Source organism: Paracoccus sp. BR5-17, assembly GCF_055693925.1.
Map to the genome: position 1 here is coordinate 2778686 of NZ_JBVFUV010000003.1, position 20382 is coordinate 2799067.

A 20382-nucleotide genomic window follows, 5' to 3' on the forward strand; every position below is an offset into this window, starting at 1 on the left:
CATGACCGAAAAAGCCCGATCCGTCTTCGATCACGTCCATCTGCGGACGGCCGATTTCGACAAGGCAAGACAGTTCTACCTTGCGCTGTTCGACGCCCTTGGATGGGCGGATGAGGTCGAGAGCGGGCGCGACTGGATCCAGATGGGCGGCTTCTACCTGGACCAGGTCGATGGCGGCAACCCGCCCAGCCGGATCCACCTGGCCTTCAGCGCCGGTTCGCGCGCCGAAGTCCAGGCGTTCCACGCCGCAGGGCTGGCGGCCGGCGGCAGGGACAACGGCCCGCCAGGGCTGCGCGACTACCACCCGGGCTACTATGCGGCCTACCTGCTGGACCCCGACGGCAACAACATCGAGGCCAAGTTCGACGAACGCGGCGGCTAGCCCAGATCGGCGCCCAGATCGCGCATCAGCGTCACGAAGGACGGGAAGGACGTGGCGATGGGCGATCCGTCATCGACCGACACCGGCGCGTCGGCGGCCAAGCCCAGCACCAGAAAGGACATGGCGATGCGGTGGTCCAGATGCGTGATCGCCGTGCCGCCTCCGGGAACCGAGCCCCGGCCGTGGACGGTCATGCTGTCATGCGTCTCCTCGACCTTCACGCCATTGGCCTGCAGCCCCCGCGCCATCGCGTCGATGCGGTCGCTTTCCTTCACCCGCAGTTCCGCGACCCCGTTCATGACCGTCCTGCCCTCGGCGAAGGCCGCGACCACCGACAGGATGGGAAATTCGTCGATCATGCTGGCGGCGCGTTCGGGCGGCACCGTCACCCCGGTCAGCGGCCCGTGGCGAACCACCAGGTCGGCGACCGGCTCTCCGCCTTCTTCGCGCGGGTTCTCGAAGGCGATGTCGGCGCCCATCTCCAGCAGCGTCACGTAAAGCCCGTCGCGGGTGGGGTTGCGGCTGACGCCGGGCACCCGGATCTCGGACCCCGGCACGATCAGCGCCGCGGCGACTGGGAAGGCCGCGCTTGACGGGTCGCGCGGAACGGCGACGGGCTGGGCGCGCAGTTCGGGGCGGCCCTGCAGGGTGATGACATGGCCTTCCGCAGTCGTCTCGGCCCGGATCCGGGCGCCAAATCCCGCCAGCATCCGTTCGGAATGGTCGCGCGTCGCCTCGCCCTCGATCACCACCGTCTCGCCGGGGACGTTGAGACCCGCCAGCAGGACCGCCGACTTGATCTGCGCGCTTGCCACCGGGGTGCGATAGCGCAGGGGCAGCGGATCGGCGGCGCCCTGGATCGTGATGGGCAGCCGCCCGCCTTCGCGCGCCGTGACCTGCGCGCCGAACAGCGCCAGCGGATCGGTCACCCGCGCCATCGGGCGACGCGACAGGCTGGCATCGCCGGTGAAGGTCGCGGTGATCGGCGTGGTGGCCATCGCCCCCATGATGAGCCTTACCCCGGTCCCCGAATTGCCGCAGTCGATCACGGTTTCGGGTTCGGAAAACCCGCCGATGCCGACCCCGTGGACCGACCATTCGCCCGGACCCAGGCGTTCGACCTGCGCGCCGAAGGCCGCCATGGCCTTGGCGGTATCCAGCACGTCCTGGCCCTCCAGCAGCCCCGTGATCCGCGTCTCGCCCACCGACAGCGCGCCCAGGATCAGCGCGCGATGGCTGATCGACTTGTCCCCCGGCACCCGGGCCAGACCGCGCAGCGGGCCGCTGCGGCGGGCAGTCATCGGACGGGGCTCAGGGGAATGGGACATGGGCATACCTGTTGATTGCGCCGCCGTTCTAGCGCCACGATCCCTGCCGGGCCAGCCCGTTCTTGCGCGCGCGGACGGGGCCTCCTAGAAGCCGGCCCAGAAGCCAAGACCGAGGGTTCCATGACTGAACTGGATGCGCTGAAGGCCCTGGCCGATCCCGAAAGGGCCGAAGGGATGCAGGCCCGTCACAAGGCGCCGCGGGTCTATCTTGGGGTGGCCCATCCGGTGCTCGACGAACTCGTGGCCGGATGGCGCGCCGCCCGGGACATCGAGGGACGCGTGGCCCTTGCCCGAACGCTATGGGACAGCGACATCCACGAGGCCCGCATCGCCGCGGCCAGGCTGCTGATCCAGGCCCGCATCCGGCCCGATGACGCCGTCTGGACGCTGATCGCCGGCTGGGTGCCGGATCTGGACGGCTGGGCCATCGCCGACCAGACGGCGATTGCCGCGCAGAAGCGGCTGGTGGCCGATCCCGCGCGGCTGGACCAGGTGGAAGCCTGGCTGGATCATCCGAACCCCTGGACCCGCCGCGCCGCCCTGACGGGCACCCTGCCCTGGGCCAAGATGAACAACCCGAAGCCCGCCGATCTGGCCATCCGCGAGCGCGTCCTGACCTGGGCTGCCACCTTGGCGGACGACCGCGACGGGTTCATCCAGACGGCCATCGCCGGCTGGCTGCGCGATCTTTCGAAACGCGACGCGCCCCGCGTCAGCGCCTTCCTGGCCGATCACGGGCCGCGGCTGAAGCCCTTCGCCCGCGCCGAGGTCCTGCGGCTGGTTCAGGACCGATAGACCTCCAGCGTCGGCAGGTCGGTCAGGGACACACCCAGCAGTTGCAGCGCCGGCAGCGATACCTGCGATCCCCCGCTGGCCGGGCCGTCCAGCGGGATCAGGTCCACCTTGGCCGACCTTCCGGTGCTGGGATCGACGATCCGGCCCAGCCCGCGTTCCCGGACCAGCGGCGTCTTGATCCAGAACCCGCCCTCGGACGGATTGCCCAGGGATGCGATGGTGGTGCCCAGCCTCGTCTCGGCGGTCTCGGCGGGCCTTGCGGCGGCGGCGCGCTGTTCGGGCGTCGTGGTGTCAAGCTGCGCCGGGGTGGCGCGGGCCGCAGGGCGCGGGGCGGGCGCCCGGGTGACGGCGGAGGCGGCCGCGGCCTGCTCGGCGGTCATCCGGGTTTCGGGAACTTCTGCCCGGCGGTTCGGCATCATCGCGCCGGGCGCGCAGCCCGTCAGCAAGGCGCCTGTCAGGATCAGCGTCGGAATGGCGGTGATGATGCGCATGGATGGTGTCCCTTCTGTCCCGGTTCGCCGGCAGCCTAGCCCGCGCCGCCCGACCCCGTCCAGACCCCGACACCTTGCCTGTGCCCACCCGCGCGCCTAGATTGATCCCATGCAACATGCGGCCCCCCTCATTGACCCCTTCGCGCGGCCGATCACCTATCTGCGCGTATCCGTCACGGACCGCTGCGATTTCCGCTGCGTCTACTGCATGGCCGAACACATGCAGTTCCTGCCCAAGGCCGAGCTTCTGACGCTCGAGGAGCTTGAGCGGCTGTGCAGCGCCTTCGTCGATCTGGGCGTGCAGAAGCTGCGCATCACCGGGGGCGAGCCGCTGGTGCGCCGCAACATCATGAGCTTCTTCCGCGCCATGTCGCGCCACCTGGGCCACGGCCTCGAGGAACTGACCCTGACCACCAACGGCAGCCAGCTTGCCCGCTTCGCTACTGAACTGGCCGATTGCGGGGTGCGGCGGGTGAACGTGTCGCTGGACACGCTGGATCCCGGCAAGTTCGCCTCGATCACCCGCTGGGGCCGGCTGCCGCAGGTGCTGGACGGCATCCGCGCCGCCCGGGCCGCCGGGCTGCGCGTCAAGATCAACGCCGTCGCCCTGAAGGGCGTCAACGACGCCGAACTCTTCGACCTGGTCCGCTGGTGCGGCGACGAGGGTCACGACCTCACCTTCATCGAGGTCATGCCGATGGGCGATCTGGGCAACGAGGACCGGCTGGACCAGTACTGGTCGCTGACGGATCTGCGCGCGCGCCTGGCCGAACGCTTCACCCTGATCGACCTGGCCGAACGGACCGGCGGCCCCGCCCGCTATGTGCGCCTGCAGGAAAGCGGCCAGAAGATCGGCTTCATCACGCCCCTGACGCATAATTTCTGCGAAAGCTGCAACCGCGTCCGGCTGACCTGCACCGGAGAGCTGTTCATGTGCCTGGGCCAGGAAGACCGCGCCGACCTGCGCGGGCCGCTGCGCGCCTCGGCCGATGATGCGGCGGTCCGGGACGCCATCCGCGCCGCCATCGCGCGCAAGCCGAAGGGCCACGACTTCGACTATTCGCGCCAGACCGTCCGCGGCCAGATGTCCCGCCACATGAGCCATACCGGCGGCTGAGCCGGCCTGATCTTCTGTGTTCAAATATCCTCGGGGGGTCCGGGGGCGAAGCGCCCCCGGCCGCCGCGGGACGCATCATTCCGCCGCAGCCTGCGCCGCGGCTGCCGCGTCGATCGCGCGGGCCCGTTCCTCGACCAGCTGCACGATGTGGTCGATCATCTGCTCGTTCGTCATTTTGTGGCTCTGCCGCCCGGCCAGATAGACCATGCCGCTGCCCGCGCCGCCGCCGGTAAAGCCGATATCGGTCATCAGCGCCTCGCCCGGGCCGTTCACGACGCAGCCGATGATCGACAGCGAAAGCGGCGTCTTGATGTGCTCCAGCCGCTTTTCCAGGACTTCCACCGTCCTGATGACATCGAATCCCTGCCGCGCGCAGGACGGGCAGGAAATGATCTGCACCCCCCGCGTCCGCAGCCCCAGCGACTTGAGGATCTCGAAGCCGACCTTCACCTCCTCGACCGGATCGGCCGACAGGCTGACGCGGATCGTGTCGCCGATCCCCATCCACAGCAGGTTGCCCAGGCCGATGGCCGACTTCACCGTGCCGCCCACGAAGCCGCCGGCCTCAGTGATGCCCAGATGGATGGGCGCGTCCGTGGCCTCGGCCAGTTGCTGATAGGCGGCCGCGGCCAGGAACACGTCGCTGGCCTTCACGCTGATCTTGAACTCGTGAAAGTCGTTGTCCTGCAGGATCCTGATGTGATCCAGACCGCTTTCCACCATCGCATCCGGGCAGGGCTCGCCGTATTTCTCAAGCAGGTGCCGTTCCAGCGACCCGGCATTGACGCCGATGCGGATCGAGCAGCCGTGATCCTTCGCGGCCCGGATCACCTCGCGCACGCGGGCCGCGTCGCCGATGTTGCCCGGGTTGATGCGCAGGCAGGCGGCGCCCGCCTCGGCTGCCTCGACGGCGCGCTTGTAGTGGAAATGGATGTCGGCAACGATCGGCACCGGACTTTCCCGGCAGATCTCGCGCAGCGCCCGCGTCGTGTCCTGGTCGGGGGCGCTGATGCGCACGATGTCGGCCCCGGCATCGGCGGCGCGGATCACCTGATCCAGCGTCGCCCGCACGTCGCGGCCGTCGGTGTTGGTCATGGTCTGCACGCTGATCGGCGCATCGCCCCCCACCGGCACGTTCCCCACCATGATCTGGCGCGATTTCCGACGCTCGATGTTGCGCCAGGGACGGATCGGGTTCAGCGACATGGGGGGCCTCCGCGGGTTCGCCCCTTGCAGATAAGCCATCGCGGCCAGGGCGGCAACCGCCGCACGGCGCTTTGATCGCCCTCAGGCAGGCAGCCGCAGGGCGGTCATGACGGTGCCCAGCGTGCTGCGCGGCAGCATCAGCAGCATCCTGCCCTCGATGCGCAGGGTGACCACGCCCTTGGCCATGTTCGACGTGCCGACCCTCGCCGCGGGCGAGAACTCGATCCCCTCGATGGGCCATTCAAGCCCCGTGCTGATGCCGCGCGCAGGACCCATCGGATACAGCGATACCCGCGTGCCCGGCATCAGCGGCAGGGTCAGGCGGGGCGGTGCGACGAACACCACGTCGTCGGACGCCAGCAGGATCACCAGCGGCCGCGCCGTGCTGGCCATCGTGGTCAGGACCGCCAGGGTGTGGTCCAGCCGCAGGCCGGAAAAGCCCACCGCCATCACGAAGGGCGCGGCGATCCGGGTCAGGCATTTGGCAAAGTCGGTGCTGTCCTGTTCGGCGACATGATGGATGCGGTGCGAGGGGATCAGCCTCTGCGCCTGCGGCGTGATGCTGTCCAGGTCGCCGATCACCCAGTCGGGCGGCCGTCCCAGCGCAAGCGCCCGGTCGGCCCCGCCGTCCGCCGCGACCAGCAGCGGCGCCACCGCCAGCGCGATCTGCAGATCATGGGGCGAAACCGCCCCGCCCCCGATCACGGTCACGCCCCGGTCCGAGATGACCAGGGGCGGGATCATTCACCGCGTCCGATGCCGGAAAAGACCCGCTTGAAGGGCAGGATCCACAGGATGCCCAGCGCGACATAGACCGCGACCTCGACCAGGACCGGCTGGCGGCCGAAGCGCAGGTCCATCCAGTTGACCACCGTCACGGCCGCGACGATGTAAAGCGGCAGACCGACGACCAGGATCAGCAGCGACAGCCTCTTGCGGGTCTTCAGGTTCACCGGGCGTCTCCTCGTTCATCTCGGGTCCAGTATCCCACGGGGCCCCGGGGCGCGAAACCCCCGGGCTTGCCGTCAGTCGGCAAAGGGATCCGTCACCAGGATGGTATCGTCCCGTTCCGGGCTGGTCGAGAGCAGCGCCACCGGGCACTGGATCAGCTCCTCGACCCGGCGCACATACTTGATCGCGGCCGCGGGAAGATCGGCCCAGCTGCGCGCCCCCTGGGTCGAGTCCTGCCAGCCTTCCATTTCCTCGTAGATGGGCGTGACCTTCGCCTGCAACGCGGCGGCGGTGGGCAGATAGTCGTATGTCACCCCGTCGATCTCGTAGCCCACGCAGATCCGCAGGGTCTCGAAACCGTCCAGCACGTCCAGCTTGGTCAGCGCGATGCCGTTCACGCCGCTGATCGCGCAGGTCTGGCGCACCAGCACAGCGTCGAACCAGCCGCAGCGGCGCTTGCGCCCGGTGACGGTGCCGAACTCGTGCCCCCGCTCGCCCAGGCGCTGGCCGTCGGCGTCGTGCAGTTCGGTCGGAAACGGCCCCTCGCCCACGCGCGTGGTATAGGCCTTGACGATCCCCAGCACGAAGCCGATGGCCGAAGGCCCCATGCCTGTGCCCGACGCCGCCATCCCCGACATGGTGGTGGAGCTGGTGACATAGGGATAGGTGCCGAAGTCGATGTCCAGCAGCGACCCCTGCGCGCCCTCGAACAGGATGCGCTTTCCGGCCTTGCGGGCATCGGCCATGATCTTCCACACCGGCCGGGCATAGGGCAGCAGCTTCGGCGCGACCTCGACCAGCTTCGCCTTCAGCTCTGCCCGGTCGATGGGTTCGGCGCCCAGGCCCTGCCGCAGCGCGTCGTGATGGGCCAGCAGCCGGTCCAGACGCGCGTCCAGCGTTTCCTCGTCGCCCAGGTCGGCCACGCGGATGGTGCGGCGGCCCACCTTGTCTTCATAGGCCGGGCCGATGCCGCGGCCGGTGGTGCCGATCCTGGCCTTGCCGGCGGCCTCCTCGCGCAGCTTGTCCAGATCCTGGTGCAGCGGCAGGATCAGCGGCGTGTTTTCCGCGATCATCAGGTTGTCGGTGGAAATCGCCACGCCCTGCGCCGACAGCTTCTCGATCTCGGAAAACAGCGCCCAGGGGTCCAGCACCACGCCGTTGCCGATCACCGCCAGCTTGCCTTCCCGCACGATCCCCGAGGGCAGCAGCGACAGCTTGAAGACCTTCCCGCCGATGACCAGCGTGTGCCCGGCATTGTGGCCGCCCTGGAAGCGGGCGATCACATCGGCCCGCTCGGACAGCCAGTCGACGATCTTGCCCTTGCCCTCGTCGCCCCATTGCGCGCCGACAACTACCACATTGGCCATGAAGGGTCCTTCCATTGCCCGGAAAATGTCCGGTGCAGGGTCTAGCGCAAGGCTCTGGCGGTGGAAAGCAGCGATTTGCCGCCCTTTTCCTTTCCCCCCGCAGCCATTAGGTTCACCGGCGGACTGGAAAGGTGCGGCATGTCGTTTTTCACCAAGTTGCGCGAACGGCTGACAGGGTCTTCGTCAAGGATCGGCGCGGGTCTGGACGGCATCGTGGAGGCGGCCCACGCCGACCCGCAGCCCGCGCCCGCCCCCGCGCCCGCCCCTGCCCCCTCGGGCGGTCTGGTGGGTCGCCTGTTCGGAGCCTCGCCCAAGCCCGAGGAACCGCGCCGCGCCCTCGACGACGAGATGCTCGAGGAACTCGAGGACATGCTGGTGCAAGCCGATCTGGGGGTAGACACGGCCCTGCGGGTGACGGCCAACATCGCCGAGGGACGGATGGGCCGCCGCCTGTCCTCGACCGAACTCAAGGAACTGCTGGCCGGCGAGATCGCGCGCATCATGACACCAGTGGCGCGACCGTTGCCGCTGTACCCGAAAAAGCCCCAGGTCGTGCTGGTCGTCGGCGTCAACGGCGCGGGCAAGACCACCACCATCGGCAAGCTGGCCAGCCAGTTCCGCGCGGCGGGCAAGTCGGTGATGATCGCGGCCGGCGACACCTTCCGGGCCGCCGCGGTCGAGCAGTTGCAGATCTGGGGCCAGCGGGCCGGCGTGCCGGTGATGGTGGCGGCGCAGGGCAGCGATCCCGCGAGCCTCGCCTTCGACGCCATGACGCGCGCCGAGGCCGAGCGCGCGGATCTGTTGCTGATCGACACCGCGGGCCGGTTGCAGAACCGCCAGGACCTGATGGAGGAACTGGCCAAGATCGTCCGCGTGATCCGCAAGAAGGATCCGACCGCCCCCCACAACACCCTGCTGGTCCTTGACGCCACCACCGGGCAGAACGCCCTGAACCAGGTCGAGATCTTCCGCAAGCTGGCGGATGTCTCGGGCCTGGTGATGACCAAGCTGGACGGCACCGCCCGCGGCGGCGTGCTGGTCGCGCTTGCCGACCGTTTCGGCCTGCCGATCCATGCCATCGGCGTGGGCGAACAGATCGACGACCTCGACGCCTTCGACGCCAACGACTTCGCCCGCGCCCTGGTGGGCCTTTAGAATCCCCCTGACGGGCCGGATGTCACCATCCGGCCCCGCGCAGGATCACAGGCCGTCCTTGATCGGAGAGTTGTCCTTTTCCTCGAACAACTGCTCGGCATTCGCGGCATCGGCCGACAGCCAGACCTTGCCGCCGTCCACCGACGAGACATTCGCCAGCGGCAGATAGTGGTGATGGTCCCTCGACTGACCATGCGACTCGTCCTTGCGGGTCAGCTTGATGCGGTCGCCGTCCATGTGGTCCACCTTGCCCACATGCACGCCGTCGGCGCCGACGACCTCCATATGCTCCTTGATCTGGCTTGCATCGACCATGTCGCTCTCCTGTTTCTTCCAGCCGTCCGATACGGCAACAGGGCACAACGCCGCGCCGGGGCAAGGCGATCCATCGGCGGAAAGCAGATCGCCTTCTAACCCGCCAGGCGGGCCAGAAAACCCTGGACCTCGGGTCGTTCCGCTGCGGCGCGCGCCGCGAACAGCGTTGCCTGCGACCGCAGGATCGGCTCGCCCGAAAGCACCTTCAGGTTGTTCGCCCTCAGCGTCTCGCCGGACGAGGTGATGTCGGCGATGGCCTCGGCCGTCCGGTTGGCTACCGTCCCTTCGGTCGCGCCCTGCGAATCGACCAGCTGGTAGTCGGCGACCTGATGCGCGGCCAGCCAGGCGCGGACCAGGCGGTGATACTTGGTGGCGATGCGCAGCCGGAAGCCGTGGGCGGCGCGGAAGTCGCGGGCGATCGCGGCGAAGTCGTCCAGATCCTCGCAGTCGCGCCAGCATTCGGGCACCGCCAGGATCAGGTCGGCATGGCCAAAGCCCATCGGCGCCACCTCGGCCAGATCCGACCGCCAGCCGGCCAGCTTCTCGCGCACCAGATCGGTGCCGGTGACGCCCAGTTCGATCCGGCCCGCCGCAAGCTCGCGCGGGATCTCGGCCGCCGACAGCAGGACCAGCGACACCCCCTCTGCCCCCTGCACCCGCCCTGCATATTCCCGGTCCGACCCGCTGCGCGACAGGCGGACGCCGCGCGCCGCGAACCAGTCGAAAGTCTGTTCCATCAGCCGCCCCTTGGACGGAACGCCCAGCCGGATCATGCAGCCCCCAGTTCGGCGATCAGGCCGGGGCGGATGATGCCGCCCACCGCGGGGATCGCCCGCCCGCCCCGTCCCAGCACGGCCGTCAGCGCGTCATAGCGCCCGCCGGTCGCGACGGGGGGCCAGCCCGGGCGGCTTTCGGTCAGAAAGCTGAAGGTGAAGCCGTCGTAGTATTCCATCGTGCGATGTCCGTGGCTTACGTCGAACAGCACCGCCCCGGGGTCCATGCCCAGGGTCGCCAGCATCGCCGCGCGGTCCCGGACCCGCTGGATGGCCGGGTTCAGATCGGGCCAGTCCCGTCCCAGTTCCGCCAGTTCGGCGAGCCCCCGCGGCAGGGGCGCCGTGATCGACAGCAGCCTTTTCAGGCGCGACAGCCAGACCGGATCCAGCGGCGACGCCTTCTGGTCGGCCACCAGCCGGGCCATCCGGGCCTGCATCTCGGCCGGGGACCGCAGCCCGGCCCAGGGCGCCGCGGTTTCGGCAAAGACCCGCGGCTCGGCAGGCCGGGAAAAGCGCTCCAGAAGCCGCCCGAACCGCCCCGGCCGCCAGACATGATGCAGCAGCGCATCGCGCCGCGCCTCTGACAGCGGCAGCGCGCGCACGCCATCCATCACCAGCCCCATGTCCCCCGTCACCGCCCGCAGCCCATAGGGCGCCAGCAGCCGGTGGAACAGCGCGAACACCTCGGCGTCGGCCTGGGGATCATGGGCGAACACCTCGAACCCGGCTTGCAGGTATTCGTTGTCGCGCGGCTGGACGGGCCGCTCCTCGCCCGGATCCTGCTTGCGGAACACCTCGCCCAGATAGCAATAGCGCGCGGGTTCCGCACCCCCCGCCATGTGCATCTGCACGACCGGCACCGTGAAGTCCGGCCGCAGCATCACCTCGCCGCGCAAGGGATCGGTCGAGGTATAGGCGCGGGCGCGGATATCCTCTCCATACAGATCCAGCAGCGTGTCGGCGGGCAGCAGGATGTCGGGCGCGACCTCGATGGCGCCTGCCTCGCGGAAGGCCTGCAGGAACCGCTGACCGATGGCCTGCTTGTCGCGCTTGGGGATCATCCGAGGATGCGCCTGACTTCCGCGACCAGATCGGCGCGCGGCACTTCGGTCTGCGCGGGCTGGGCCTTCCATTCGTCCAGGCTGGCCCCGGCGGCGATGCGCGCGCCCAGGACCAGATCCTTGACCTGCACCACGCCGCGCGCGGCCTCGTCCGCGCCCTGGATGATCGCCACCGGCGCGGCCCGCCTGTCGGCATATTTCAACTGGTTGCCGAAGTTCCTGGGATTGCCCAGATAGACCTCGGCCCGAATGCCCGCGGCGCGCAACTCCGCCGCCATGGCCTGATAATCGGCCATCCGGTCGCGGTCCATCACCGTCACCACCACCGGGCCTTGCGCCTGCGCGCCGGCCAGCCCCTTGGCCCGCAGCGCGGCCAGCAGCCGGTCCACGCCGATGCTGACCCCTGTGGCCGGCACCTTCTGGCCCGTGAAGCGCTCCACCAGCCCGTCATAGCGCCCGCCCCCCGCGACCGACCCGAACTGCCGCCTGCGGCCCTTCTCGTCCAGGATCTCGAAGGTCAGCTCGGCCTCGAAGACCGGGCCCGTGTAATAGCCAAGCCCCCGCACCACCGAGGGGTCGATCACCGCCCGATCCTCGTCCATGCCCATCGCCGCCAGCAACCCGGCGATCTCGTCCAGTTCGTCCACGCCCTCGGCCCCGATGGCCGAGGCGCCCACGGCCGCCCGCAGGTTCGCCAGCGTCGCGGCATTGTCCGCCCCTTTCGAGGTCAGGAAGGCCAGCACCGGCGCCGCCTGCGCGTCCGACAGCCCGACGCCCTCGATCATCGCGCCGCTGTCGTCCTTGCGGCCCGTGGTCAGCAGCGCCAGCACGCCCTCGCGGCCGACCTTGTCGAACTTGTCGATCTGGCGCAGCACATCCTCGGCCGCCTCGGCGCGCACCTGGGCCGCCTCAAGGACGCCGTTCAGAACCTTGCGATTGTTGATCCGCACGATGTAGTCGCCGCGCGCGATCCCCACCGCTTCCAGCGCATCCGCCAGCATCGCGCAGATCTCGGCATCGGCGGCGACCGAGGCCGACCCCACCGTATCGGCGTCGCACTGATAGAACTGCCGGAACCGCCCCGGCCCCGGCTTCTCGTTGCGCCAGACCGGCCCCATGGCATAGCGGCGATAGGGGATCGGCAGGTCATTCCTGAACTGCGCCGCCACCCGCGCCAGGGGCGCCGTCAGGTCGTATCGCAGGGCCAGCCAGTCGCCCGAACCGCCGCCAGGCACGGCTTCCTCCTGCCAGGCGAACACTCCGGCATTCGGGCGGTCCACGTCGGGCAGGAACTTGCCCAGGGCCTCGACCGTCTCGACGGCGCTCGTCTCCAGCGGATCGAAGCCGTGGCGGTGATAGATTTCGGCGATCCGGTCCAGCATCGCCTTGCGTTCTGTCACGTCCGCGCCGAAATAGTCGCGAAAGCCCTTGGGCGTCTCCGCCCGGGGACGGGGCTGTTTTTTCTGGTCTTTCGCCATGGTCCTGCCTTTCCGGCCAATCCGTGGCTGCCTTAACCGAAGGGGTCGACATGGACAAGGATAGCGACGCGCGAGATCCGCCAGCTCGAGGAAGCGCTGGCCCACCTGACGCGCGTGACCGACGACCTGCACGAGGTCATCGCCCGCCAGGACGCCGACCTCGCCCTGCTGTCCCGCCGGGTCGAGATGCTGATGCGCCATGCCGCCGAACAGCAGGCCGATGCCGAAGGCTCGATCGCCTTGGCCGATCAGCGCCCGCCGCATTGGTAGGCTTCTTCTTTGCCTGAAATACCCCGCGGGGGTCCGGGGGCGCGAAGCCCCCGGCCTAGGCGCGCATCTGCAGGATCAGGCTTGCCAGATGCCGGGTCGAGGGGTCGTGCCCGGGCGCCACGCCGCCCTTCAGCAGCGGCTCGACCTTCAGCGCCAGTTCCTTGCCCAGCTCGACCCCCCACTGGTCGAAGCTGTTGATGCCCAGGATGACCCCCTCCACGAACACCCGGTGTTCATACAGCGCGACGATCTGGCCCAGCGTGAAGGGCGTCAGCCGGTCGATCAGCAGCGTGGTCGAGGGTCGGTTCCCCGGAAAGACCCGGTGGCGGGCCTGACGGTCCAGTTCCGCACCCTCCAGCCCCCGTTCGCGCATCAGGGCGTGCGCCTCCTCCAGCGACCGTCCGCGCATCAGCGCCTCGGATTGCGCAAGGCAATTGGCGGCCAGCAGGACGTGATGATGCGCCAGCTCGTCCTCGTGGCCCCTGGCAGCCAGGATGAACTCGCAAGGCACGGGGGTCGTACCCTGGTGGATCAGCTGGTAGAAGGCGTGCTGGCCGTTGGTACCCGGCTCGCCCCAGACCACCGGACCCGAAGGAAGGCGCAGATCGCTGCCGTCCATCGCCACCCGCTTGCCGTTCGATTCCATCTCGAGCTGCTGCAGATAGGCCGGCAACCGCATCAGCCTGTTGTCATAGGGCAGGACCGCGCGGGTCGGATAGCCGCAGATCTGATGGTGCCAGATGCCCACCAGCGCCAGCAGCACCGGCAGGTTCCCGTCCAGGGGCGTCTGGCGGAAATGCGCGTCCATCGCCGCGCCGCCGGCCAGGAAATCGTCGAAGCGCTGATCGCCGATGGCCAGCATCAGCGACAGCCCGATCGGCCCCCAGACGGAATAGCGCCCGCCGACCCAATCCTCGAACCCGAAGACGCGCGACGGGTCGATGCCGAATTCGGCGGTCTTGCCCAGGGCCGAGGACAGGGCCACGAATTGCGACGCGGGGTCGGTGACGGCCTGGTTCATCCAGTCGCGGACGGTCCGGGCGTTGGTCATCGTCTCGATGGTGGTGAAGGTCTTGGAGGCGACGATCACCAGCGTCGTCGCCGGATCCAGCCCCTTCAGCGTATCGGCGACGTCAGCGCCGTCCACGTTGCTGACGAAATGGCAGCGCGGCCCGTCGTGCCAGGGCGCCAGCGCCAGCACCGCCATGCGCGGCCCCAGATCCGAGCCGCCGATGCCGATATTGACCACGTCGGTGATCTTGCCGCCCTGGCCCGTGAACGCCCCCGAGCGGACGTCGCGCGCGAAATCGGCCATGCGGTCATGCGTCTCGCGCACGGCGGGCATCACGTCCTGCCCGTCCACGACCACGCTGCCGCGCAGGTTCCGCAGCGCCGTATGCAGCACGGCGCGATCTTCGGTCTCGTTGATCCTGGCGCCGGTGAACATCGCCTCGCGCCGTCCGGCCACATCAGCGCCCTGCGCCAGTTCGACCAGCAGATCGCGCGCGGTCGCGTCGATGGCCGTCTTCGACCAGTCGAACACCAGCCCGTCCGCCTGGGCGCAGAAGTTGCGGGCGCGGGCAGAATCGGCGTCGAACAGGTCGGTGATGCGGATGTCGGCTTGCGCCCGACGGTGCGATGTCAGACGGGTCCAGATGTCGGTCATGTCGGGCTCCTTCGGGGCTATTCGGCCCAGTGAACGGTCGCGATGTCCAGAAAGCAGCGGATCGGCGCCTGGGTCGGATCCAGCTTCTGCGCCCGTTCCAGGGCCTCGCGCTTTTCCGGTCCCATGATCAGCACGTGGAGGTTCATCGCGTCGGCAAGCGCGGTGCGGGTCAGAGTGATGCGCGGTTCCTCGGCCCCTTCGGCGCGGATCGGCAGGACCAGGGGCGCATCCGCGGCCAGCCCCTCGGCCAGGCGGTCGGCGCCGGGAAACAGGCTGGCGGTGTGCATGTCGTTGCCCATTCCCAGCAGCACCACGGTGATCGGCAGATGCGGCCGGATCGCCTCGGCCAGGGCCTCTGCCGCGTCGTCGGGGACCGGATCGCCCGTATAAAGGTCGATATAGGTCGCCGCCGCCGCCCGGTCGCGCAGCAGATGGCGGCGCAGCATCCGGCCGTTGGACCGCTTGTGGTCCCCGTCGACCCAGCGTTCGTCGCCGGGAAACACCGTCACCCGGCCCCAGTCGATGTCCGCCCCGCTCAGCGTCTCGAACACCAGCGTGGGCGAGGTGCCGCCCGGAACGCAAAGACTGGCCCTGTCGCCCGTGCGCAGTTGCTGGGCCAGTTGCGAGGCGATCCGGTCGGCCAGCGACAGCGCCAGCATCTCCCGGTCCGGGTATTCGATGAACTCCATCGTCATGCGCGGATTTCCCTCCATCGGCGGTTGTCGCGATGCAGCAGGCGCAACGCTTCTTCGGGCCCCGAGGATCCCGGGTCATAGGGTTCGGGCCGCCGCTTGCCGTCTTCCCAGGCGGCGATGATCGGGTCCGTCCAGGCCCAGGCGGCCTCGACCTCGTCGCCGCGCATGAACAGCGTCTGGTTGCCGCGGATCACGTCCATGATCAGCCGTTCATAGGCGTCCGGCATGTCGCTGCCGTCGGTCCCAAGCGCGTCGGCGAAGGACATGTCCAGCGGCACCTGCACCAGCCGCATCCCGCCGGGGCCCGGCTCCTTGATCATCACCTTGAGGTTCATGCCCTCGTTCGGCTGCAGCCGGATGACCAGTTCGTTGGCCTTGGGCGCGCCGCTGTCGTCGAAGATGGAGTGGGGCGGCTCGCGGAAGACGACGGCGATCTCGCTGGTGCGGGCGCGCAGCTTCTTGCCGGTGCGCAGGTAGAAGGGCGTGCCCTGCCAGCGCCAGTTGGAGATGCAGACCTTCATCGCGACATAGCTTTCGGTGCGCGAGGCGGGGTTTTCCGCGTCCTGAAGATAGCCGGGCGACGCGCCGTCCCCCTGGTACTGCCCGCGCACGATGTCGCCCGGCTCGACCGGCTGCAGCGCACGGATCACCTTCAGCTTTTCGTCGCGCACCGCGTTGGGGTCGAAGTGGTAGGGCGGCTCCATCGCGATCAGGCACAGAAGCTGCATCATGTGGTTCTGGACCATGTCGCGGATCGCGCCGGACTTGTCGTAGTAGCTGCCGCGCCCGGCCACACCCACGGTTTCGGCCACGGTGATCTGGACGTGATCGACGTATTGCGCGTTCCACAGCGGCTCGAACAGGATATTGGCAAAGCGGACGGCCATCAGGTTCTGGACGGTTTCCTTGCCCAGATAATGGTCGATCCGGTAGATCTGTTCCTCGTGGAAGTGCCGCGCCAGGGTCGCGTTCAGGGCGCGGGCGGTGGCCAGATCGCGGCCGAAGGGCTTTTCGACCACGATCCGGCTGTGTTCGTCGGCGATGCCGTGGCTGGCAAGGCGGCTGGCGATATCCCCGAACAGCGACGGCGCGACCGAGAAATAGAAGGCGTGGACCGCGCCGGGGCGCATCCGGGCCTTCAGGTCCTGCCAGCCGCCCTCGCCCGTGGCGTCGATGGGAACATAGCCCAGCAGGTCCAGGAACCGCGGCAGTTCGGCATCGTCGGGGGCAACGCCGCCGAACTCCTCGATGGCGCGCCGGGCCTCGGCCCGGAAACCGGTGTCGTCCTGTTCGGACCGCGCCGCGCCGATGATGCGCGAGGTGCCGGGGATCTGGCCGGCGACGAAGCGCCGGTACAGGCCGGGCAGGATCTTGCGCTGCGCGAGATCGCCGGTCGCACCAAAGATGACAAGATCGAAATCGTCGACCGGAATGACGCGTGAAACCATGCCGTCCTCCTTGCGGTTGCGGATTGGCCTGTCAATGGGCCTGTCGCTCGTTAGCGTTAACAGCACCGTCGATCAACCTTTTACCGCCTTGGCGAGCCTGGGCAGGCGGCACCGCTTCAGCATCGCCGGCAGGGACATGTCGCCGCCCAGCGCCGCCGCCTTGTCCCGCGCCGCGGTCGCGGCGGCTTGGACAGCGGCGGGGTTGCGGCCGAACAGGTCCAGCAGGAAGGCGTCGGGATGGACGGCCCGCAGGCCCAGCCCCGCCATCAGGCCGTGCGGAAAGTCGCGCAGGTTCGCGGTCACCACGACAGCGGCATGGCCCGCCAGGGCAGCCTCGACCACGTGGCGGTCTGCGGGATCGGGAAAGGGCAGATCGATCGCGCGGTCGCCGTCATCGGCGGTTTCGGCCCCCGGAAAGCGAAGCCGAAGCAACGCGATCTCGGCCCCCGCGATGGCGGCCTGGTCGGCGCCCAACCGGGCCGCCGCATGGCGCCATTCCTCAAGGATCCGCGCCGACCACAGCGGCGTGAACAGGCCGGATGCCGCAACATCAGTCAGCATCTCGCGCAGGATGGTGGGGAACAGGACGTTGGCATCCAGGACCGCGCGCATCAGTCCAGCCGGAAGAACAGGGCCTTGAGATAGCCGGTTTCGGCAAGCTGGGGCAGCATGGGGTGGTCGGGGCCGGCCTGACCGGTATGGATCAGCACCCCCCGCCGCCCGCCGCGGCCAATGCCGCGCGCGCTGACATTGCGGAAGGCGGTCAGGTCGGCGGCATGGGAACAGCTGCACAGCACCAGATAGCCCCCTTGCGCGACCAGCGGCGCCGCCAGCCGGGCCACCCGCTCGTAGGCGCGCAGCCCCGCCTCGAGCGCGGGCTTGGCGGGGGCGAAGGCTGGCGGATCGCAGACCACCAGATCGAAGCGGCGGCCCCCCTCGGCCATCGACTCCAGGGCCTTGAACGCGTCGGACTGCACGGTTTCCAGACGATCCGCCGCCTCCATGCGCCCCGCCCCCTGCCGGGCCAGATCCAGAGCCGCCGCGCTGCCATCGACGCAGGTCGCGCGCGTCGCGCCGGCGGCCAGCGCGGCAAGCCCGAAGCCGCCCACATGGCTGAACACGTCCAGGACCGTCGAACCCCCGCAAAGCCGCTGCGCGAAGGCGTGGTTCGGACGCTGGTCGAAGAACAGGCCGGTCTTCTGTCCCCCCATCAGGTCCGCCAGATAGATCGCGCCGTTCATCGGCACGGCAACGGGCGCGCCGGGCGCCTGGCCGCGCAGAACCTCCATCCGCTCCTCCAGCCCCTCGAGGCCGCGCGCGCGGCCCTGGCCGTTCAGGATCACCGTGGTGACGCCCGTCACCTGGACCAGCGCATCGGCTATCTGCGCCGCCATCCCGTCCGCCCAGGCGGCGTTCGGCTGGATCACGGCAGCATCGCCGAAGCGGTCGATGACCAGGCCGGGCAGGCCGTCCGATTCAGCGTGGACCAGCCGATAGAAGGGCGTGTCATAGAGGCGCGTGCGCATCTGCAAGGCGCGCGCCAGGCGGAGCTTCAGCCACTCGCCGTCGATCCGGGCCTGCGGGTCGGGGTCCATCATCCGGGCCACGATCTTGGACCCCGGGTTGACCGTCACCAGACCCAGGGGCCTGCGTTCGGCATCCTCCAGCACCGCAAAGCCGCCCGCGGGGATCGCGCGGCTGCGCCGGTCCAGCACGGCTTCGTCCGCGAAGACCCAGGGAAAGCCGTGGCGGATCGCCTGGGGCTTGGATTTCGGGCGCAGGCGCAGGACGGGCAGTTCGGTCATGGCGTGATCCTTTCGCGCCGGGATCTGGCACGCCGCCCCCTTCTGCACAAGGCCGCAGATCTGTGCCGGCGGGCGCAAGGGATGTTGAACCGTTAACGCTAACTACCTATATTCCTGCCAGGAAGGAGCCTGCCATGACCTTGCACGCCACCATCGACCGCGTCACAGACCGGATCCGCGAACGGTCCCGCCCCCGCCGCGAGGCTTATCTGGCAAAGATCGCCCGCGCCGCCGAGGACGGCCCGCGCCGCGCGCATCTGTCCTGCGGCAATCAGGCCCACGCCTATGCGGCGATGCCCGACAAGGACGACCTGGCCCTGTCCCGCAAGCCCAATATCGGCATCGTCACGGCCTATAACGACATGCTGTCGGCGCATCAGCCCTATGAACGCTTTCCCGACCTGATCCGCCGCGCGGGCCACGCGGCGGGCGCCACCGTGCAGGTTGCCGGCGGCGTGCCGGCCATGTGCGACGGCGTGACCCAGGGCCGCGCGGGGATGGAGCTGTCGCTGTTCTCCCGCGACGTGATCGCCCTTGCCGCCGGGGTCGCGCTGTCCCACGACTGCTTCGATTCGGCGATCTACCTGGGGGTCTGCGACAAGATCGTTCCCGGCCTGGTGATGGCCGCGGCGACCTTCGGGCACATCCCGGCGGTGTTCCTGCCCGCCGGACCCATGCCGTCGGGCCTGCCCAACGACGAAAAATCGCGCGTCCGCCAGCAATTCGCCGCGGGCGAGGTCGGTCGCGACGCGCTGATGGCGGCCGAGATGGCGTCCTATCACAGCCCCGGCACCTGCACCTTCTACGGGACCGCGAACAGCAACCAGATGCTGATGGAGTTCATGGGCCTGCACCTGCCCGGATCCAGCTTCGTGAACCCCAACACGCCCCTGCGCGAAGCCCTTACGGTGGCCGGCGTGCAGCGCGCCGCAGCGATCACCCGGCTGGGCAACGATTATCTGCCCGCCGGCGAGGTTCTGGACGAGAAGGCCTTCGTCAACGGCATCGTCGGCCTGATGGCCACGGGCGGATCGACCAATCTGGTGATGCACATCCCGGCCATGGCGAAGGCCGCCGGCATCCTCATCGACATTCAGGATTTCCACGACATCTCGGAATCGGTGCCGCTGATGGCGCGGGTCTATCCCAACGGGCTGGCCGACGTGAACCATTTCCATGCCGCGGGCGGCATCGGCTACATGATCGGGCAGTTGCTCGAGGCAGGGCTTTTGCACCCCGACGTGAAGACCATCAACGGCACCGGCCTGGACGGCTATACCGCCGAACCCAAGCTGGACCAGGACGGAATCCGCTGGGACAAGGGCGCCGCCCAGTCCCTCAACGACAGGATCCTGCGCCCCGCAAGCAACCCCTTCGCCCCGACCGGCGGCCTGAAGCAGCTCAGCGGCAACCTGGGCCGGGGCGTCATCAAGATCAGCGCCGTGGCCGAGGAACGCCATGTCATCGAGGCCAAGGCCCGCGTCTTCGACGACCAGGAACAGGTCAAGGCCGCGTTCAAGGCGGGCGAGTTCACCGAGGATACGGTGGTCGTGGTCCGCTTCCAGGGTCCCCGCGCCAACGGGATGCCGGAACTGCATTCGCTGACGCCGGTTCTGGCCGTGCTTCAGGACCGCGGCCTGCGCGTGGCCCTGCTGACGGATGGCCGGATGTCGGGCGCCTCGGGCAAGGTGCCTGCCGCCATCCACGTCTCGCCCGAGGCCTCGGTGGGCGGCCCCCTGGCCCGTCTGCGCGACGGTGACCTGGTCCGCCTGGACGCGAGGACCGGCCGCATCGACTGCCTCGCCCCCGACTTCGCGGATCGCCCCGCCGCTGTCCACGATCCCCGCCCCAGCAGCGAGGGCATGGGCCGCGAACTCTTCGCCGCCTTCCGCGCGGTCGCCGGACCCGCCACCGAAGGCGCCGGCGTGGTCGTCTGAACGCGGGACCTTGGCATTCGTCCGCCTAGGGTTTAACCCCTCCCGGACGGAGCAGTGGCCGAGCGGTCTAAGGCAGCGGTCTTGAAAACCGCCGGGCCAGCGATGGTCCCGTGGGTTCGAATCCCACCTGCTCCGCCACTTG

21 protein-coding genes and 1 tRNA gene are annotated in these 20382 nt (G+C 69.2%); 7 read left to right on the forward strand and 15 right to left on the reverse strand.

All coding sequences use genetic code 11. The features are described 5' to 3' along the window. Position 1: 1 nt before the first annotated feature. Complete coding sequence (locus tag ACZ1HC_RS15345) at positions 2-382, forward strand: VOC family protein (RefSeq protein WP_472700726.1); 381 nt, start codon at positions 2-4, stop codon at positions 380-382. On the opposite strand, the gene aroA is transcribed toward ACZ1HC_RS15345, so the two are convergent. Beyond that, entirely contained in the window at positions 379-1710 is a 1332-nt protein-coding gene (aroA, locus tag ACZ1HC_RS15350; protein WP_472700727.1) for a 3-phosphoshikimate 1-carboxyvinyltransferase, read from the reverse strand. The two genes, ACZ1HC_RS15345 and aroA, sit on opposite strands and share 4 nt — an antisense overlap. A 120-nt stretch (positions 1711-1830) precedes the next feature. Here aroA and ACZ1HC_RS15355 point away from each other — a divergent pair, with 120 nt between their 5' ends. Then, complete coding sequence (locus ACZ1HC_RS15355) at positions 1831-2505, forward strand: DNA alkylation repair protein (protein ID WP_472700728.1); 675 nt, start codon at positions 1831-1833, stop codon at positions 2503-2505. Here the strand turns inward: ACZ1HC_RS15355 and ACZ1HC_RS15360 are convergent. Next, positions 2493-2996 carry a hypothetical protein gene (locus ACZ1HC_RS15360; RefSeq protein WP_472700729.1) on the reverse strand — a complete coding sequence of 168 codons (504 nt, stop codon included), beginning with the start codon at positions 2994-2996 and terminating at the stop codon, positions 2493-2495. The genes ACZ1HC_RS15355 and ACZ1HC_RS15360 overlap by 13 nt on opposite strands. 109 nt (positions 2997-3105) lie before the next feature. Here ACZ1HC_RS15360 and moaA point away from each other — a divergent pair, with 109 nt between their 5' ends. Continuing rightward, positions 3106-4113: a GTP 3',8-cyclase MoaA gene (gene moaA / locus ACZ1HC_RS15365; RefSeq protein WP_472700730.1), complete on the forward strand. Its 1008-nt coding sequence runs from the start codon at positions 3106-3108 to the stop codon at positions 4111-4113. A gap of 75 nt (positions 4114-4188) precedes the next feature. On the opposite strand, the gene ispG is transcribed toward moaA, so the two are convergent. From ispG to ACZ1HC_RS15385, 4 genes are all read right to left on the reverse strand, one after another. After that, the gene (ispG, locus tag ACZ1HC_RS15370) at positions 4189-5319 is read right to left on the reverse strand and encodes a flavodoxin-dependent (E)-4-hydroxy-3-methylbut-2-enyl-diphosphate synthase (protein ID WP_472700731.1); all 1131 of its coding nucleotides are present in this window, start codon (positions 5317-5319) and stop codon (positions 4189-4191) included. An 81-nt stretch (positions 5320-5400) separates the two neighbouring features. Continuing rightward, complete coding sequence (locus tag ACZ1HC_RS15375; RefSeq protein ID WP_472700732.1) at positions 5401-6063, reverse strand: thiamine diphosphokinase; 663 nt, start codon at positions 6061-6063, stop codon at positions 5401-5403. Next, entirely contained in the window at positions 6060-6272 is a 213-nt protein-coding gene (locus tag ACZ1HC_RS15380; protein WP_472700733.1) for a DUF2842 domain-containing protein, read from the reverse strand. The genes ACZ1HC_RS15375 and ACZ1HC_RS15380 overlap by 4 nt, the downstream gene beginning before the upstream one ends. A 72-nt stretch (positions 6273-6344) precedes the next feature. Then, complete coding sequence (locus ACZ1HC_RS15385; RefSeq protein WP_472700734.1) at positions 6345-7637, reverse strand: adenylosuccinate synthase; 1293 nt, start codon at positions 7635-7637, stop codon at positions 6345-6347. Positions 7638-7775: 138 nt separating this feature from the next. On the opposite strand from ACZ1HC_RS15385, the gene ftsY reads away from it, so the two are divergent. Further along, the gene (ftsY, locus tag ACZ1HC_RS15390) at positions 7776-8792 is read left to right on the forward strand and encodes a signal recognition particle-docking protein FtsY (RefSeq protein ID WP_472700735.1); all 1017 of its coding nucleotides are present in this window, start codon (positions 7776-7778) and stop codon (positions 8790-8792) included. 45 nt (positions 8793-8837) lie between these two features. Here the strand turns inward: ftsY and ACZ1HC_RS15395 are convergent, their stop codons facing one another. From ACZ1HC_RS15395 to hisS, 4 genes are all read right to left on the reverse strand, one after another. Further along, on the reverse strand, positions 8838-9107 hold the full coding sequence (locus tag ACZ1HC_RS15395) for a DUF2171 domain-containing protein (protein ID WP_472700736.1): 270 nt from the start codon (positions 9105-9107) through the stop codon (positions 8838-8840). A 95-nt stretch (positions 9108-9202) separates the two neighbouring features. Next, positions 9203-9880: an ATP phosphoribosyltransferase gene (gene hisG / locus ACZ1HC_RS15400; protein WP_472700737.1), complete on the reverse strand. Its 678-nt coding sequence runs from the start codon at positions 9878-9880 to the stop codon at positions 9203-9205. After that, complete coding sequence (locus ACZ1HC_RS15405) at positions 9877-10938, reverse strand: ATP phosphoribosyltransferase regulatory subunit (protein ID WP_472700865.1); 1062 nt, start codon at positions 10936-10938, stop codon at positions 9877-9879. The genes hisG and ACZ1HC_RS15405 overlap by 4 nt, the downstream gene beginning before the upstream one ends. Beyond that, positions 10938-12419 (reverse strand): histidine--tRNA ligase, encoded by a 1482-nt coding sequence (gene hisS / locus ACZ1HC_RS15410; protein WP_472700738.1) that lies wholly within the window; start codon positions 12417-12419, stop codon positions 10938-10940. The genes ACZ1HC_RS15405 and hisS overlap by 1 nt, the downstream gene beginning before the upstream one ends. Before the next feature lie 75 nt (positions 12420-12494). Here hisS and ACZ1HC_RS15415 point away from each other — a divergent pair, with 75 nt between their 5' ends. Further along, positions 12495-12689, forward strand: coding sequence for a SlyX family protein (locus ACZ1HC_RS15415; RefSeq protein ID WP_472700866.1), 195 nt, complete (start codon positions 12495-12497; stop codon positions 12687-12689). Positions 12690-12744: 55 nt separating this feature from the next. On the opposite strand, the gene pgi is transcribed toward ACZ1HC_RS15415, so the two are convergent. The 5 genes from pgi to ACZ1HC_RS15440 all read right to left on the reverse strand — a co-directional run bounded on the left by pgi (position 12745) and on the right by ACZ1HC_RS15440 (position 18303). Further along, complete coding sequence (gene pgi / locus ACZ1HC_RS15420) at positions 12745-14355, reverse strand: glucose-6-phosphate isomerase (RefSeq protein ID WP_472700739.1); 1611 nt, start codon at positions 14353-14355, stop codon at positions 12745-12747. Between the two features lie 17 nt (positions 14356-14372). Beyond that, a complete protein-coding gene (gene pgl / locus ACZ1HC_RS15425) occupies positions 14373-15044 on the reverse strand; it encodes a 6-phosphogluconolactonase (protein ID WP_472700867.1) in 672 nt (223 codons plus the stop codon). Between the two features lie 2 nt (positions 15045-15046). Next, entirely contained in the window at positions 15047-16498 is a 1452-nt protein-coding gene (gene zwf, locus ACZ1HC_RS15430; RefSeq protein ID WP_472700740.1) for a glucose-6-phosphate dehydrogenase, read from the reverse strand. A gap of 72 nt (positions 16499-16570) precedes the next feature. Further along, a complete protein-coding gene (locus ACZ1HC_RS15435) occupies positions 16571-17110 on the reverse strand; it encodes an RSP_2648 family PIN domain-containing protein (RefSeq protein WP_472700741.1) in 540 nt (179 codons plus the stop codon). Further along, the gene (locus tag ACZ1HC_RS15440) at positions 17110-18303 is read right to left on the reverse strand and encodes an RSP_2647 family RNA methyltransferase (RefSeq protein ID WP_472700742.1); all 1194 of its coding nucleotides are present in this window, start codon (positions 18301-18303) and stop codon (positions 17110-17112) included. Before ACZ1HC_RS15440 ends, ACZ1HC_RS15435 begins: the two co-directional genes overlap by 1 nt. A 134-nt stretch (positions 18304-18437) precedes the next feature. On the opposite strand from ACZ1HC_RS15440, the gene edd reads away from it, so the two are divergent. Next, positions 18438-20240 carry a phosphogluconate dehydratase gene (gene edd / locus ACZ1HC_RS15445; RefSeq protein WP_472700743.1) on the forward strand — a complete coding sequence of 601 codons (1803 nt, stop codon included), beginning with the start codon at positions 18438-18440 and terminating at the stop codon, positions 20238-20240. A 48-nt stretch (positions 20241-20288) separates the two neighbouring features. Then, positions 20289-20378 (forward strand) — tRNA-Ser (locus tag ACZ1HC_RS15450). Positions 20379-20382 lie beyond the last annotated feature (4 nt).

What these genes read in the sequence shown, in the direction of transcription:
- hisG (WP_472700737.1), bottom strand. Translation starts at nt 9,880, where the DNA reads ATGATCCGGCTGGGCGTTCCGTCCAAGGGGCGGCTGATGGAACAGACT.
- edd (WP_472700743.1), top strand. Translation starts at nt 18,438, where the DNA reads ATGACCTTGCACGCCACCATCGACCGCGTCACAGACCGGATCCGCGAA.
- pgl (WP_472700867.1), bottom strand. Translation starts at nt 15,044, where the DNA reads ATGGAGTTCATCGAATACCCGGACCGGGAGATGCTGGCGCTGTCGCTG.
- ftsY (WP_472700735.1), top strand. Translation starts at nt 7,776, where the DNA reads ATGTCGTTTTTCACCAAGTTGCGCGAACGGCTGACAGGGTCTTCGTCA.
- ACZ1HC_RS15395 (WP_472700736.1), bottom strand. Translation starts at nt 9,107, where the DNA reads ATGGTCGATGCAAGCCAGATCAAGGAGCATATGGAGGTCGTCGGCGCC.
- pgi (WP_472700739.1), bottom strand. Translation starts at nt 14,355, where the DNA reads ATGACCGACATCTGGACCCGTCTGACATCGCACCGTCGGGCGCAAGCC.
- ACZ1HC_RS15440 (WP_472700742.1), bottom strand. Translation starts at nt 18,303, where the DNA reads ATGACCGAACTGCCCGTCCTGCGCCTGCGCCCGAAATCCAAGCCCCAG.
- ACZ1HC_RS15435 (WP_472700741.1), bottom strand. Translation starts at nt 17,110, where the DNA reads ATGCGCGCGGTCCTGGATGCCAACGTCCTGTTCCCCACCATCCTGCGC.
- ACZ1HC_RS15385 (WP_472700734.1), bottom strand. Translation starts at nt 7,637, where the DNA reads ATGGCCAATGTGGTAGTTGTCGGCGCGCAATGGGGCGACGAGGGCAAG.
- zwf (WP_472700740.1), bottom strand. Translation starts at nt 16,498, where the DNA reads ATGGTTTCACGCGTCATTCCGGTCGACGATTTCGATCTTGTCATCTTT.
- hisS (WP_472700738.1), bottom strand. Translation starts at nt 12,419, where the DNA reads ATGGCGAAAGACCAGAAAAAACAGCCCCGTCCCCGGGCGGAGACGCCC.
- moaA (WP_472700730.1), top strand. Translation starts at nt 3,106, where the DNA reads ATGCAACATGCGGCCCCCCTCATTGACCCCTTCGCGCGGCCGATCACC.
- ACZ1HC_RS15375 (WP_472700732.1), bottom strand. Translation starts at nt 6,063, where the DNA reads ATGATCCCGCCCCTGGTCATCTCGGACCGGGGCGTGACCGTGATCGGG.
- ACZ1HC_RS15355 (WP_472700728.1), top strand. Translation starts at nt 1,831, where the DNA reads ATGACTGAACTGGATGCGCTGAAGGCCCTGGCCGATCCCGAAAGGGCC.
- ACZ1HC_RS15345 (WP_472700726.1), top strand. Translation starts at nt 2, where the DNA reads ATGACCGAAAAAGCCCGATCCGTCTTCGATCACGTCCATCTGCGGACG.
- aroA (WP_472700727.1), bottom strand. Translation starts at nt 1,710, where the DNA reads ATGTCCCATTCCCCTGAGCCCCGTCCGATGACTGCCCGCCGCAGCGGC.
- ispG (WP_472700731.1), bottom strand. Translation starts at nt 5,319, where the DNA reads ATGTCGCTGAACCCGATCCGTCCCTGGCGCAACATCGAGCGTCGGAAA.
- ACZ1HC_RS15360 (WP_472700729.1), bottom strand. Translation starts at nt 2,996, where the DNA reads ATGCGCATCATCACCGCCATTCCGACGCTGATCCTGACAGGCGCCTTG.